Source organism: Gaetbulibacter aquiaggeris (assembly GCF_044003965.1).
In the GTDB taxonomy this organism is placed as follows: domain Bacteria; phylum Bacteroidota; class Bacteroidia; order Flavobacteriales; family Flavobacteriaceae; genus Yeosuana; species Yeosuana aquiaggeris.
Genome location: NZ_JBAWKC010000001.1, coordinates 887,898 through 902,017 on the forward strand (window position 1 = coordinate 887,898; position 14,120 = coordinate 902,017).

The following is a 14,120-nucleotide window of genomic DNA, read 5'->3' on the forward strand; positions in this document are numbered from 1 at the left end:
TTATAAGCCATATATCAATCAGCTAAATGAAAGGACCCCTTTTTTATTCTAAAATTTTACTCTTTGGAGAGTACGGAATTATTAAAGATTCCAAAGGTTTGTCAATTCCATATAACTTTTATAATGGCGCTTTAAAAAAAGATGATAAACCATCTGAAGATGCTCTAAAATCTAATGCAAGTTTAAAACAATTTGTTTCGTATTTGAAAAATGTCAATTCAGAATTGGTGACTTTTGATATTGAGTCGCTTCAAAATGATGTGGAGGCAGGAATGTATTTTGATTCTTCAATACCTCAAGGTTATGGTGTTGGGAGTAGCGGTGCTTTAGTGGCTGCCATTTATGATAAATATGCCTTGAATAAAATTACTGTTTTAGAAAATTTAACGAGAGAGAAGCTATTAAAGTTAAAAGCTATTTTTTCTGAAATGGAATCATTCTTTCATGGTAAATCTTCAGGATTGGATCCATTAAATAGTTATTTAAGCATTCCTATTCTTATAAATTCAAAAGATAATATTGAAGCTACCGGTATACCTTCGCAAATAACTGATGGAAAAAATGCCGTTTTTTTATTAGATAGTGGCATCATTGGTGAAACAGCTCCTATGGTGAGTATTTTCATGGAAAATATGAAGCAGGAAGGATTTCGGAAGATGATAAAAGACCAGTTTATTAAACATACTGATGCATGTGTTGACGATTTCTTAAAAGGTGATATTAAATCATTGTTCAAAAACACAAAAAGATTATCAAAGGTTGTTTTAAATCATTTTAAACCTATGATACCTCAAGAGTTTCATGCGCTTTGGAAGAAAGGTATTCAAACTAATGAATATTACTTAAAATTATGTGGTTCTGGTGGTGGTGGTTATATTCTTGGTTTTACTGAAGATATAGACAAAGCCAAAGAAGCTCTCAAAGGATATAAATTGGAAGTAGTTTATAACTTCTAAAAAATCATCATTATTTTACGCTTAGTTTAGAGTGTAATCAAGTATCTTTTCTATGTTAACTCGAAAGCAGAAACATATTCTAATTAAGTTTTTTAGTATGTTTTCTGTAGTAAGAGGGTATAACATTCTTATCATTGTTTTAGCACAATACTTAACATCAATATTTATTCTTGCTCATAATAAATCATTACGTCATGTAATTTTTGATATTAATTTATTCATGTTAGTGTTAGCATCAGTAGCTACAATAGCAGGAGGTTATATTATTAATAATTTTTATGACTCAGAAAAGGATTTAATCAATAGACCTATTAAATCTAAACTGGACAGATTGGTCAATCAAAATACCAAGTTGTCTTTTTATTTTGTGTTAAACTTTATTGCTGTCATTTTTGCGAGCTATGTGTCTTTTAGATCAGTGATATTTTTTTCAATATATATTTTTGGTATTTGGTTTTATTCGCACAAATTAAAGAAGCTGCCTTTTATTGGGAATTTAACATCGGCCATTCTTACCATTACGCCATTTTTCGCTGTTTTTATATATTATAAAAATTTTGAATCTGTCATTTTTGTACACGCAACCTTTTTATTTTTGGTTATTTCCATGAGAGAACTGACTAAGGACTTAGAAAATATAAAAGGTGATTTGGCACTTGACTATCATACAATTCCTGTTGTATATGGTGAAAAGGTTTCAAAATATATGTTAACTATTTTATCGTTTTTAACGTTGATTCCTATAATGCTTCTTTTAATTAAATTTGAAATTGGACAAATGTATGTGTTCTTTTATTTGAGCATTTTCTTGTTAACTGTTTTTCTATGGTTACTTTGGAAATCAAAAACAAAAACACATTATTTAATTCTTCATAATATTTTAAAATTCATCATAGTATTTGGAGTATTTTGTATTCTTTTAATTGACATCAATCGGATTTTAAATAGACTGATTTAATCCTAGTTTCATTTAATAATTGCGACTAGTAAAATATAAATTTGAAAAATAGCAAATCGTAATTTATAGAGTATCTTTGCACAAAATAATTCATAATGAGCAGACATCAAGGTAGTAAAGGAAAAGGAACAACTTCGGGAAGAGGCAGTGATAATAGCCGATCTAAAAGTTTTGCAAGAGGAAATTCACCGATTAAAAGGAATGCGCAATCTTCTCAATCATTAGATTCTAAAAAAACTAGTAGTGCAAAAAAATCTAATCCAGATGAGATTAGATTAAATAAATATATAGCCAATTCAGGCGTATGTTCTCGAAGAGAAGCAGACACACATATTGCGACTGGCCTGGTTACAGTGAATGGAAAGGTAATTACTGAGATGGGTTATAAAGTAAAACCAGGTGATGAGGTTCGTTATGATGGCGCTAGGGTAAATCCGGAGAAAAAGGCTTATGTGCTCCTTAATAAACCAAAAGGGTTCGCTACTACTACTAGTGAAGGTAAAGGAAGAACCGTAATGGATTTAGTTGCTAATGCCACCACGTCGCGAATTAAACCTATTGGGCGATTAGGAAGGAATTCAAAAGGTTTATTACTATTTACAAATGATGAGGTTATTGTGGAAAAGTTCACTAATTCAAAAAATGGGGTTCCAAGATTATTTCATATTGAATTAGATAAAAATTTAAAATTGGAGGATTTAAAGAAAATCCAGGCAGGAATTAAAATAGAAGGTAAATTGATAGCCGTTGAAGAAATAAGTTATATTGACGGTGCTTCTAAAAATGAAATTGGATTAAAAATTAAAAATACGGGGAATACCATCATTCGATCCATTTTTGATTATTTAAAATATGAAATTGTGGGTCTTGATTGTGTGGCTATTGGGCATCTTACTAAAAAGGATATCCCAAGAGGTCATTGGAAACATCTAACAGAGCAAGAATTAAATACGCTTAAAATGCTATAATCTACTTACTTGCATTTTTTTCAAAAAAAATCAAAAAAAGGTTTAAAATTCAATTTTTTATATTTCATTTGTACTGCATTTAGCTGAACAATATTGAAATATGTTTATATGTTTGGGCTTATGAGCAGTAGGAAGTCATGCTCAAAAGCTGCTTTTAGATTAAGTAACCGAATTTTAAAGCTAACTTCCATTGAATCAATTATATCAAGCCAGCATATTTATGGGTTTGTACCAACAACATGTGTTCAAAAACAAATTTGAATTTCTTAGAAATTATCGATTTTATTACTTGTAATTAAAATATTTTTGAGAAATTTATACCATAAAGAGAATAATGAATACTAAATATATTGATCTTATTAGTCAAACTTTTGATTTTCCACAAGAAGAATTTAAGTTAGAAGATAGGAATTTGCAATTTCATGATATTGATTTAATGGAATTGGTTGAAACATATGGCTCACCATTAAAGTTTACTTACTTACCTCAAATTTCAAACAACATTCATAGAGCTAAAGGATGGTTTGAAAAAGCCATTAAAAACAATAAATATAAAGGGAAATACAATTATTGTTATTGTACAAAAAGCTCCCATTTTAAGCACGTTTTAAATGAAGCATTAAAGAATGATATTCATATTGAAACCTCTTCTGCGTTTGATATTGATATTGTTGAAAAATTAAAAATAGAAGGTAAAATTACAAATGACACCTATGTTATTAGTAATGGATTTAAACGCGCTCAGTATGTTGAAAATATTGCGCGCTTAATAAATAATGGTCATAAAAACTGTATTCCGATTATTGATAATTATGAAGAAATAGAATTATTATCAGAAGAAATAAATGGCAAATTTAATATAGGAATAAGAATTGCCTCTGAGGAAGAACCAAAATTTGAATTTTACACCTCTAGGTTAGGCATTGGATACAAGAATATCGTTCCTTTTTATAACAAGCAGGTTAGAGATAATAAAAAGGTGAAGTTAAAAATGTTGCACTTTTTTATTAATACGGGTATACGAGATAATGCTTATTACTGGAACGAATTATCAAAATGTTTAAAGGTCTATACAAGTTTAAAAAAGATATGTCCATCATTAGATAGTCTAAATATAGGTGGCGGTTTTCCAATAAAAAATTCACTGGCTTTTGATTTTGATTATGAATATATGGTTGATGAAATACTCAATCAAATAAAACTGGCTTGTGATGAGGAGGAAGTAAAAGTGCCTAATATTTTTACAGAATTCGGAAGTTTTACTGTTGGTGAAAGTGGGGGTGCCATTTATGAGGTATTATATCAAAAACAACAGAATGATAGAGAGAAATGGAACATGATTAATTCTTCTTTTATAACGACGCTTCCTGATACATGGGCCATAAATAAAAGGTTTATTATGTTACCAATAAACAGATGGAATGATAGTTATGAGCGTGTGCTTTTAGGCGGACTAACCTGTGATAGTGATGATTATTATAATAGTGAGCAACATATGAATGCTATATATTTGCCAAAATATAATAGAGAAAAACCTTTGTATATAGGCTTTTTTAATACGGGTGCTTATCAAGAGACAATTGGAGGATTTGGTGGTTTGCAACATTGCTTGATTCCATCACCAAAACATATTTTAATAGACAAAGATGAAGAGGGTAACCTTACCCATGAATTATTTAGTGAAGAACAAAAAAGTGAAGACTTACTTAAAATTTTAGGTTATAATGAATAATAAAACGTATGCTGGAATTCCGGAGGAATTTTCAAAACAAGAACAATCAAAAATTGTACTGATTCCGGTTTCTTATGATGGAACAAATTCTTTAAAAGGCCCAAAAAACGGACCTGAAGCTTTCTTAAATGCATCAGAAAAGCTTAATCTTTACGATATTGAAACAGATACTGAAGTATATCAACAAGGGATATATTTAGCCGAAGCAGTAACTGAAAATGAGTCTGCCGAAGCAATGGTCAATGCCGTGCATCAGTCAACAAAAAAATATATAAAGAAAAACAAGTTTGTAACTCTAATAGGAGGTGATCATGCCGTGTCAATTGGGGCTATTAGAGCCTTTAATGAATGCTTTGATAGTTTAACAGTACTTCATATAGACGCCCATACAAACTTGCTTAAAACCTATCAAGGTTCGGCTTTCCATAAAAACTGTGCACTTTATGAAGCAAGCCAAACAACTAATTTAATTCAAGTTGGTATTCGATCAATGAATGCCAAGGAGAAGACAGTGGTTGATAACGAAAAAGTATATTATGCACATGAAATGGCTGTTGATGATTCATGGATGGATTCGGCTATAGATCAAATGACGGGAAATGTTTTTATGTCTCTTGATTTATCTGCAATTGACATTTCAATTATGACCTCTGTTTCGAATCCAGAACCGGGAGGTTTATTTTGGTATGAAACTTTGGAGTTTTTAAACAAGCTAATACAAGAAAAAAACATTGTTGGGATAGCACTTGTTGGATTAAGTCCGAATGAATATAATGCCTCTTCAGACTTTTTAGCGGCTAGATTATATTACAAATTGTTAAGTTATAAGTTTGCAGAAGAAAACATTGGCGATGATTATGATAATTCATATGAAGGCTTAAATCAAAAAAATAACCCTTCTAAATTTGAAGATGATGACGAATACTAAAGGAGCCATTTCTAATTTTATTGAAAAGTATTATTTACACTTTAATGCGGCCTCGGTTGTTGATGCAGCCAAGGGTTATGAAGCGCAATTAAATCAAGGTTCTAAAATGTTAGTATCATTAGCAGGGGCTATGAGTACTGCTGAATTAGGTAAGATATTTGCTGAAATGATTCGTAAAGATAAAGTTCAAATCATTTCATGTACCGGAGCCAATCTTGAGGAAGATATTATGAATTTGGTGGCACATTCACATTATAAGCGTGTTCCGAATTATCGTGATTTAACCCCGCAGGAAGAATGGGATTTACTGGAGCAGGGTTTAAATAGAGTGACAGATACCTGTATCCCAGAGCATGAGGCTTTCAGACGTTTGCAACAACATATTTTTAAAATATGGAAGGATGCAGATGATAAGGGAGAACGCTATTTACCTCATGAATTTATGTATAAAATGCTCTTATCAGGAGTGCTTGAGCAATATTATGAAATAGATTTAAAAGACTCATGGATGTATGCAGCAGCAGAGAAAAATTTGCCTATAATTGTTCCGGGATGGGAAGATAGTACAATGGGAAATATTTTTGCTAGTTATGTGCTTAAGGGAGAACTTAAAGCCAGTACCATGAAGTCGGGTATTGAGTATATGACCTTCCTAGCAGATTGGTATACTGACAATTCAAAAAATGGCATTGGTTTCTTCCAGATTGGAGGAGGTATCGCGGGAGATTTTCCAATCTGCGTAGTGCCAATGTTATATCAGGATATGGAGCGCACAGACACGCCGTTTTGGAGTTATTTTTGTCAAATAAGTGATTCAACTACAAGTTATGGCTCTTATTCCGGAGCAGTTCCAAATGAAAAAATAACCTGGGGAAAATTAGATATTAACACACCAAAATTTATTATAGAAAGTGATGCTACAATAGTTGCGCCACTTATATTTGCCTACCTATTAGATATGTAATTATGAACAAAAAAGACAACCGAAAAAGAGTCATTGTTGACTTTAAAAAATTAACCCCAGAGATTTTAGGGCTTTTAGTTGAAAAATATCCTGAAGGATATGATGAAGAAGATATTATCACTTTTAGAAATGCTAAAAACGAATTAGTTGAAGCTGTTGAAGTGAATACTGAAGACACAAAATATCTTATTAAAGTGAGTACTAAATTGGTGAAAACGATGGAAAACTATGATGAAGATGATTATGAAGATTTTGACAGTGATGATCCGGACGCTATTCAAGATCCTGATATTGAAATAGAGGAGGATTCTGAAGAAATGGATATAGATTAAATGAGGTATTGAAATGGTTGACGCTGTTTTTATATCATACAAAGACGGGTATTACAGGTTTTTGTTTGAAAGTGGTGAAGAAATGGTTTTTGAAGAAGTACACCCAAGAGTATTAAAGCAATTTGATTTAAAAAACGATAAAAGTTTGATTGGTAAATCATTCAGAGTCTCTTTTATTGAAATTATTGAAGATTCTGATGACGATTTTGTAATTTACAGAATAGAAAGTTTGAAAACACTTTAATTCACATTTATATGAATACACCATTTCACATGTCCTTACCATGTTTAAGTGTAAAAGAAACGAAAAACTTTTATATAAATAACATTGGTGCTACTTATGGTAGAAATACTCAAAATTGGATTGATATAAATTTATTTGGACATCAAATAACATTTATTAAAGCTAAAAAATTCAATTTTAATAACCCAAATTATATTTTTGAAGGTAAAATATTACCATCATTTCATTTTGGTGTGATTGTAGATTATGATGCTTGGAAAAAGGTTTATGCCAAGTTTCAAGGTTATGAATTAGACTTAGTGACTGAATCTACATATCTTAAAGATCAATTAGGCGAACATGCATCTTTTTTTGTGAAAGACCCTAATGGTTATATGCTGGAATTTAAGACATTTAAGGAATCCAAAGATATATTTAAAGCTTAAATTATAATAGCTAATACCACGTGTAAAATTATAATAGGTTTTACTAAAAGCATTTTCAGACTTGAGGTGGCAAATTTCTGAAAACAACATATCATTTCAATTAACTTTTTACTTAGTATTTGATAGTATAATTTTTTTATATAAAGATTATCAAATGTCGGTACTCGTAAATCAAATAATATAAACTTATGAAAACAATTTATTTTTTAATCACTGTCTTTTTTATTGCCCCTCTTTTTTCATTCACAACATTAAAAACGAATCCAATTATTTTAGTTACTCAAGACACCATTACTGTTGAAGCTACATTTGATGGCCATGAAGATTATGGTTACAATTTCATTGCAAAACACAGTGATGATGAAGAATACACTTTAACTTTTCAAAAAGTTATTGAAGCGGTTTCAAATGAATTTGATTTGAAATCAGATGTTTTAATAGGAACTAAGTTTAAAATCACCTATAAAACAGAAATAATTGTAACAAAGGATGCTGATGGTTATGAAGATGAAAATATTGTAAATACCATTACAAAACTTGAAAAAATTTAAGACTTTTCTGGTTTAGAATTTAAGGCTACCAATTTGGTAGCCTTTTTTGTAAACACTTCCCATATAAGAAATCCATATACTATTGTATATTCCAAACCAATAATCCAGAGGTTTTCTGCGTTGTTTGAATTAGCATATGCCAAGTAGCTCAATATAGCTGTAAAACTCCAAACTAAGGGGAATTTGTAATTTGAGAATATAGATAATATTAAAAGTGTTGCTATATACCATGGATGAACGGTAGTACTCATAAAATAATAAAAAGATAGAACGATGAGCATGTTAGTAATTAAGGCCTTAAGTGATTTATTATTTCTAAAAAATGAAGCATAAAAAACAAAAAATATAATTATCAAAGGAATAGCTTTTCCTATAATACTTATTTCATTATAGCCTGTCAATAAGTATCCTATGAATCTGGCTATATAATAAATGCTTGCATTAAATTCAAAATCTTGAAACCATAATGCAACAGTTTGAGCATAATTAATTAGAAAGTCTAAATTGTAAAATGGAATAAATAAAACTATACTTATTAAAAGGATAATACTATAAAAGATAAAGAGGCTTTTCAATTCAAAAAAATGAGATCTCCAATTATGAGTGATGATATTTGTTTTAAAAAACCAATTAAAAAATAGAGGTAAAAATATTAATGGAATAAGTTTAATTGAAATTGAACAGGCCAATGCGAAAGCGGCATAACGCCACTTACCAACTTGAAATAGATATAAGCTCCATATTAAAAAGAAAATCATAACACTTTCAAAATGTAAATTACCCGTAAGTTCAATGATAATAAAGGGATTGAGTAAATACCAAAATATAGCATTGACAGGTATATTTAATTTTTCTAATAATTTTTTTCCAAAATAAAGGGTTCCAAAATCTGCTGCAATAATTATTAATCTTAACACTATAGTTGAACCCAAAATGCTTTTTCCGGCAAATAAACCAGCAATAACAAAACAAAGTTGGTTAAGTGGTGGGTAATTAGTGAAATGGCTTGCATTTAAAATACCCATGCCATTATATAATTCTTGTGCTTGGTAAACCGGAGAAACGCCATTTATAATAAATGATTCTGGGGTATATAAATACGGGTTAAATCCTTCAAGAATCATTCGGCCATCCCAAATGAACCTATAAAAATCTTGAGATAAATTGGGGATAGAAAACAAAAAAAGGAATCTGAAACTAAATGCTAATACTGCTAAAAATGTGAAATTTTGTGCATTTAATTTTATGAATTTATAAAACATAAAAAACAATGCTGCATATAAAGAAATGAGTTTTATGTAGTCATTTCGGTTTAAATCATAAGCAAAACTTAAATAAAAAAGAACAGTTAATAAAACAAATATGAGTGAAGGTTTGTATCGTTTTAAAAACAAAAGTTCAAGAAGTTTATTTAATAAAAGTTAGTCTAATCTACCCATTCAGCAATAAATAGATTCGTATCTCTTCCGCCACCATTGTGTCTATTGGATGAAAAGGCTAAATATTTGCCGTCGTTTGAAAAAACAGGAAAAGCGTCAAAGGTTTCGCTATGTGTAACACGTTCTAAATTTTTTCCATCAAGATCAATCATATATAGGTTAAATGGAAACCCTCTTTCTGCTTCAAAATTTGAAGAAAATAATATTTTTTTACCTGATGGATGGAAAAACGGACTCCAGTTGGCATTGCCTAAATTAGTTAATTGACGAATGTCACTTCCATCTGCATTGCATATATATAACTCCATTTCTGTTGGTTCAACCAGACCATTCGCTAAAAGCTCTTTATAAGCTTTGATAGCTTCTTCTGTTTTTGGTCTGGAAGAACGGAAAATTAATTTTGTTCCGTCAGGAGAAAAGAAAGCACCGCCATCATATCCTAATTCATTAGTGATTTGTTTCACATTACTTCCGTCAATATTCATGGTATAAAGCTCTAAATCACCACTTCTGGTTGAGGTAAATACTATTTTATCACCTTTTGGAGAAACAGTGGCTTCAGCGTCATAACCAGGTTCATTGGTAAGTTGCTCTGTAATATTGCCATCAAGGTCAGCCACAAAAATATCGAAGGAGTCATAAACCGGCCAAACATATTTCCCATTTTTTCTCAAAGGAACTTCAGGGCAGTTTTCATCTACTAAATGGGTCGAGGCATAAACAAAATGTTTGTTGTCGGGCAGAAAATAGGCACATGTAGTTCTTCCTTTACCAGTACTAATCATTTTTGGTTTAGAATCTTTAAAGTTTTCTCCATTGTTCATTATAAACATCTGGTCGCAATTAAGGCCCCAAGTTTTATTGTTGGATTGAAAAACCAATTGCTTATCATCAAAACTCCAATAGGCTTCGGCATTATCGCCGCCAAATGTGATTTGTTTAATAGATTTAAAGTGTTTCTCTTCAGAAAAAATCAATGAATCCTTTTTAACTTCAATACTTGATGTCTCTGATGTTTCTGTATTCGTTTGGGTGGTCTTATCATTTTTACAAGAAAGAAAACATAATAAACCTGATATAATTATGATGAATTTCATTTTTAAACTATTTTTATATAAAAATAAACATTCTAGTTTATTGTGTTAATAGATAATCAATTTTTTTATCATTTATATTAAATATTGTACTTATGAAACCAATGTATCTTCTTTTTTTAATAGCCCTATTTATTTCATGTAAAAAAGTTCAACCAGTTGATGTGTCAATGAAGGAAGATGTCTTGATATTAGCATCTGATAGTCTTCAAGGAAGACAGACAGGGACTACTTATGAAGTGATGGCAGCTGATTATATTGCAGATAGATTTAAAAATCTGGGATTAGTACCAAAAGGAACAAATGGATATTTCCAAGAATTTTCATTTAAAGATAAAAGTGATCCGCATGGAAATGTAGATTACGTCAGTAAATCTGAAGACAGCACGATAACAGGTACTAATGTGGTTGGTTATTTAGATAATCATGCGGAAAATATTATTGTTGTCGGGGCACACTATGATCATTTAGGAATGGGAATAGAAGGCACTTTATATAGAGGAGAAAATCCTGAAATTCATAATGGCGCAGATGATAATGCCAGTGGCGTTGCCGCCATGTTGCATTTAATTAAAAGTCTTAAAGGTGTAAATACCAATAATAATTACTTATTCATTGCATTTTCAGGAGAAGAAATGGGCTTATTAGGATCTAATTATTATGTTAAAAATCCAACTATTGATTTGAAAAAAGTGGATTATATGCTTAATATGGATATGGTTGGTCGTTTAAACAATGAGAATGCTATAGCTGTTCATGGTGTGGGAACCTCTCCAATTTTTAAGCAAGTCCTGTTTGCTAATAAAGGGGAATTACATATTGCAGAACATGAATCTGGTGTGGGGCCGAGTGATCATACCTCGTTTTATCTTATGGACATTCCTGTACTTCATTTTTTTACTGGGCAACATGAAGACTACCACAAACCTTCTGATGATGCTGATAAGTTGAATTATGATGGAATGGATACGATTACTCAGTTTATATTATCAATTATAACAGAATTAAATGACGATGGGAAAATAGCTTTCAGGAAAACTAAGAATGAAAGTCAAGAAGTACCGGCATTTAAAGTAACATTAGGGGTGGTACCTGATTATTTATTTGACGGTAAGGGAATGAGAATTGACGGTGTTAGTGAGGATAAGCCTGCACAAAAGGCAGGCATGCAAAAGGGTGATATCGTTATTAAAATGGGTGATAATGATATTGAAGATATGATGAGTTACATGAAATCTCTTGGCAAGTTTGAAAAAGGGAGTATTACCAAAGTAACTATCGACAGAAAAGGAGAGATTCTAGTGTTAGATGTGACTTTTTAAATAAGAAATATAGTTAATTTATGCTTTTGATGTTATTGAATTTAAAAACACATAACCAAAACCAATGAATAACATGAGGTGAAAAGGGAATAAACCGAAGTCACCACCTTGGTTACCTACAATAAAGGCGCTATACATACCAAAGGCAAAATACAGCATTAAAAGGCCTTCAAATATGACGTGTATTGATATGCCTTTTTTAATGTATTTGTTGCCTTTCCAGCTTTCTTTTAAAGTGCTAATGTTAAATTTTGGGGTTCTAATAAATTCACTTTTTTTACCGAAATGGCCTTCTAGAACGGCAATGGAATTATGTAATGAAAAGCCCATAGCAATTGAGAAAAAAGTAAAAAACATTCCTATGTATTTAATGAAGTTTTTAATACCGCTTCCATAAATATTTTTGTACATAATCCAATAGCAGATAAAAAATATGATGGTACTAATTACAAAAAAACTCATCACATAAAAGTATGGTTTCAAATGGGCGTACTCATTTTTAATGTAAAGCATTGGAATACTTAAAACGGCAACAATTAATACATTCAAAAACATCGTGCTGTTAAGTAAATGTAAAATCCCATGAATTTTTGTTTTGGCTGAAATGTTGTGACTCTTTAAAACACGCCATAACATTTTTTTGAAATTTTCAGCTCCACCTTTATTCCATCTAAATTGTTGAGATCTTGCGGCACTTATAATTATAGGAAGTTCAGCAGGTGTTTCAACATCCTCTAGATATTTAAACTTCCAGTTTTTGAGTTGTGCCCTATAACTTAAATCCAGATCTTCCGTTAGGGTGTCGCCTTCCCAGTTCCCAGCATCAATTATGCAGGACTTTCTCCAAACACCAGCGGTTCCATTAAAATTAATAAAATGACCTTTACTGTTTCTGCCAACTTGTTCTAATGTAAAATGAGCATCTAAGGCGAAAGCTTGTATTTTAGTAAGAATAGAATAATTTCGGTTAATATGCCCCCAACGTGTTTGAACAACACCAATTTTTTCGTCTTTGAAGTAAGGAATGGTGCGTTTTAACCAATCTGCTTGAGGAAGAAAATCAGAATCAAATATCGCAATAAATTCTCCTTTGGCAATTTTTAAACCTTCCTTAAGTGCTCCCGCTTTAAAACCGGTTCTGTCAACTCTGGTTATTTGTTTAATATCTAATCCGGTTTGTTTTAGTTTTTCAATATGATCAAAAGTTGTTTTTACTGTTTCATCAGTTGAATCATCTAAGACCTGAATTTCTAATTTATCTTTAGGATAATCTATTAGAGCAATGTTGTCCAATAAACGGTCCATCACATACATTTCATTATAAACAGGCAATTGAATAGTTACAAAAGGTATTTCTTCCGGATTTGAAAAATCGAATTCTTCGGAGGTGTCAATTTTCTTTTTTGAGGATAAATAATTAAATAACAAGTTAAGCTGTGCAAGAGCATACATGAAAATAAGTAATAATGAGATAGTGTAAATCACTATAATTAAAGTAACAAAAATCATTTTTTAATACTGTATTTAAAAATCCAACCTAAAATTGCGAGGCCTGCAAAGATACTACCTTTTATCGTTCCTGACACTTTTGAGACCCCAATTCTTTGTCTATATTTAACAGGGATTTCTACATATGTCAATTTTTGTTTTAAAGCATTCAGTTGCATTTCAACAGTCCAGCCATATGTTTTGTCTTGCATATGCAAAGCTAGTAACTTTTCATATTTTATAGCTCGAAAAGGTCCTAAATCTGTAAAACGAGCCCGGAAAATAAATTTCATTAATAAAGTAGCAAGCCAATTACCAAAAACTTGTTGTGGTGTCATGGAATCAGGTGCTCTTAAGTTTTTGTTTCTTGCTCCAATAACCAAATCAATATTGTCGTTTATAATTGGATTTATAAGCTTTATAAGTTCCTCAGGGTAATCACTGTAATCACCATCTAAAAACACTATGATATCTGGTTTTGAATTTTGGTTAGAAATATAATCCATTCCTTTTAAACAGGCATAACCATAACCCTTATTTAATTCAGTTAATACAGTAGCACCAGCATTTGTTGCATTTTTAGCAGTATTGTCGTTCGAGTTATTGTTGACAACTATAACTTCATTAACAATTTTGGGTATATCATTAATAACTTGCGCTATTGAATTTTCCTCATTATAAGCAGGAATGATCACTTTTATATTGGGCATAAAGTATTA

15 protein-coding genes are annotated in these 14,120 nt (G+C 30.9%); 11 read left to right on the forward strand and 4 right to left on the reverse strand.

The features are described from left to right. Positions 1–26 precede the first annotated feature (26 nt). From V8G56_RS03675 to V8G56_RS03720, 10 genes are all read left to right on the forward strand, one after another. On the forward strand, positions 27–956 hold the full coding sequence (locus tag V8G56_RS03675) for a mevalonate kinase family protein (protein WP_395437105.1): 930 nt from the start codon (positions 27–29) through the stop codon (positions 954–956). A 52-nt stretch (positions 957–1,008) separates the two neighbouring features. Then, positions 1,009–1,914: a geranylgeranylglycerol-phosphate geranylgeranyltransferase gene (locus V8G56_RS03680; protein WP_395437106.1), complete on the forward strand. Its 906-nt coding sequence runs from the start codon at positions 1,009–1,011 to the stop codon at positions 1,912–1,914. Positions 1,915–2,009: 95 nt separating this feature from the next. Continuing rightward, positions 2,010–2,882, forward strand: a complete 873-nt coding sequence (locus V8G56_RS03685; protein WP_395437107.1) for a pseudouridine synthase — start codon at positions 2,010–2,012, stop codon at positions 2,880–2,882. Between the two features lie 334 nt (positions 2,883–3,216). Next, positions 3,217–4,614: a type III PLP-dependent enzyme domain-containing protein gene (locus V8G56_RS03690; RefSeq protein ID WP_395437108.1), complete on the forward strand. Its 1,398-nt coding sequence runs from the start codon at positions 3,217–3,219 to the stop codon at positions 4,612–4,614. Then, positions 4,607–5,542, forward strand: a complete 936-nt coding sequence (locus tag V8G56_RS03695) for an arginase family protein (RefSeq protein WP_395437109.1) — start codon at positions 4,607–4,609, stop codon at positions 5,540–5,542. The genes V8G56_RS03690 and V8G56_RS03695 overlap by 8 nt, the downstream gene beginning before the upstream one ends. Beyond that, positions 5,529–6,506 carry a deoxyhypusine synthase family protein gene (locus V8G56_RS03700; RefSeq protein ID WP_395437110.1) on the forward strand — a complete coding sequence of 326 codons (978 nt, stop codon included), beginning with the start codon at positions 5,529–5,531 and terminating at the stop codon, positions 6,504–6,506. Before V8G56_RS03695 ends, V8G56_RS03700 begins: the two co-directional genes overlap by 14 nt. Before the next feature lie 2 nt (positions 6,507–6,508). Beyond that, positions 6,509–6,838 carry a hypothetical protein gene (locus V8G56_RS03705; protein ID WP_395437111.1) on the forward strand — a complete coding sequence of 110 codons (330 nt, stop codon included), beginning with the start codon at positions 6,509–6,511 and terminating at the stop codon, positions 6,836–6,838. A 13-nt stretch (positions 6,839–6,851) separates the two neighbouring features. Further along, on the forward strand, positions 6,852–7,082 hold the full coding sequence (locus V8G56_RS03710) for a hypothetical protein (protein ID WP_395437112.1): 231 nt from the start codon (positions 6,852–6,854) through the stop codon (positions 7,080–7,082). Positions 7,083–7,093: 11 nt separating this feature from the next. Continuing rightward, positions 7,094–7,507 (forward strand): VOC family protein, encoded by a 414-nt coding sequence (locus V8G56_RS03715; protein ID WP_395437113.1) that lies wholly within the window; start codon positions 7,094–7,096, stop codon positions 7,505–7,507. A gap of 188 nt (positions 7,508–7,695) precedes the next feature. After that, positions 7,696–8,058, forward strand: a complete 363-nt coding sequence (locus V8G56_RS03720) for a hypothetical protein (protein WP_395437114.1) — start codon at positions 7,696–7,698, stop codon at positions 8,056–8,058. Here the strand turns inward: V8G56_RS03720 and V8G56_RS03725 are convergent. Further along, positions 8,055–9,320 (reverse strand): mannosyltransferase, encoded by a 1,266-nt coding sequence (locus V8G56_RS03725; RefSeq protein ID WP_395437115.1) that lies wholly within the window; start codon positions 9,318–9,320, stop codon positions 8,055–8,057. The two genes, V8G56_RS03720 and V8G56_RS03725, sit on opposite strands and share 4 nt — an antisense overlap. 164 nt (positions 9,321–9,484) lie before the next feature. After that, the gene (locus V8G56_RS03730) at positions 9,485–10,594 is read right to left on the reverse strand and encodes a TolB family protein (protein ID WP_395437116.1); all 1,110 of its coding nucleotides are present in this window, start codon (positions 10,592–10,594) and stop codon (positions 9,485–9,487) included. Positions 10,595–10,686: 92 nt separating this feature from the next. On the opposite strand from V8G56_RS03730, the gene V8G56_RS03735 reads away from it, so the two are divergent. Continuing rightward, entirely contained in the window at positions 10,687–11,913 is a 1,227-nt protein-coding gene (locus V8G56_RS03735) for a M20/M25/M40 family metallo-hydrolase (RefSeq protein WP_395437117.1), read from the forward strand. An 18-nt stretch (positions 11,914–11,931) separates the two neighbouring features. Here the strand turns inward: V8G56_RS03735 and V8G56_RS03740 are convergent, their stop codons facing one another. Together V8G56_RS03740 and V8G56_RS03745 are read right to left on the reverse strand one after the other, a co-directional pair. Then, the gene (locus V8G56_RS03740) at positions 11,932–13,422 is read right to left on the reverse strand and encodes a cellulose synthase family protein (RefSeq protein WP_395437118.1); all 1,491 of its coding nucleotides are present in this window, start codon (positions 13,420–13,422) and stop codon (positions 11,932–11,934) included. Then, entirely contained in the window at positions 13,419–14,111 is a 693-nt protein-coding gene (locus V8G56_RS03745) for a glycosyltransferase family 2 protein (protein WP_395437119.1), read from the reverse strand. Before V8G56_RS03745 ends, V8G56_RS03740 begins: the two co-directional genes overlap by 4 nt. Positions 14,112–14,120: the final 9 nt, after the last annotated feature.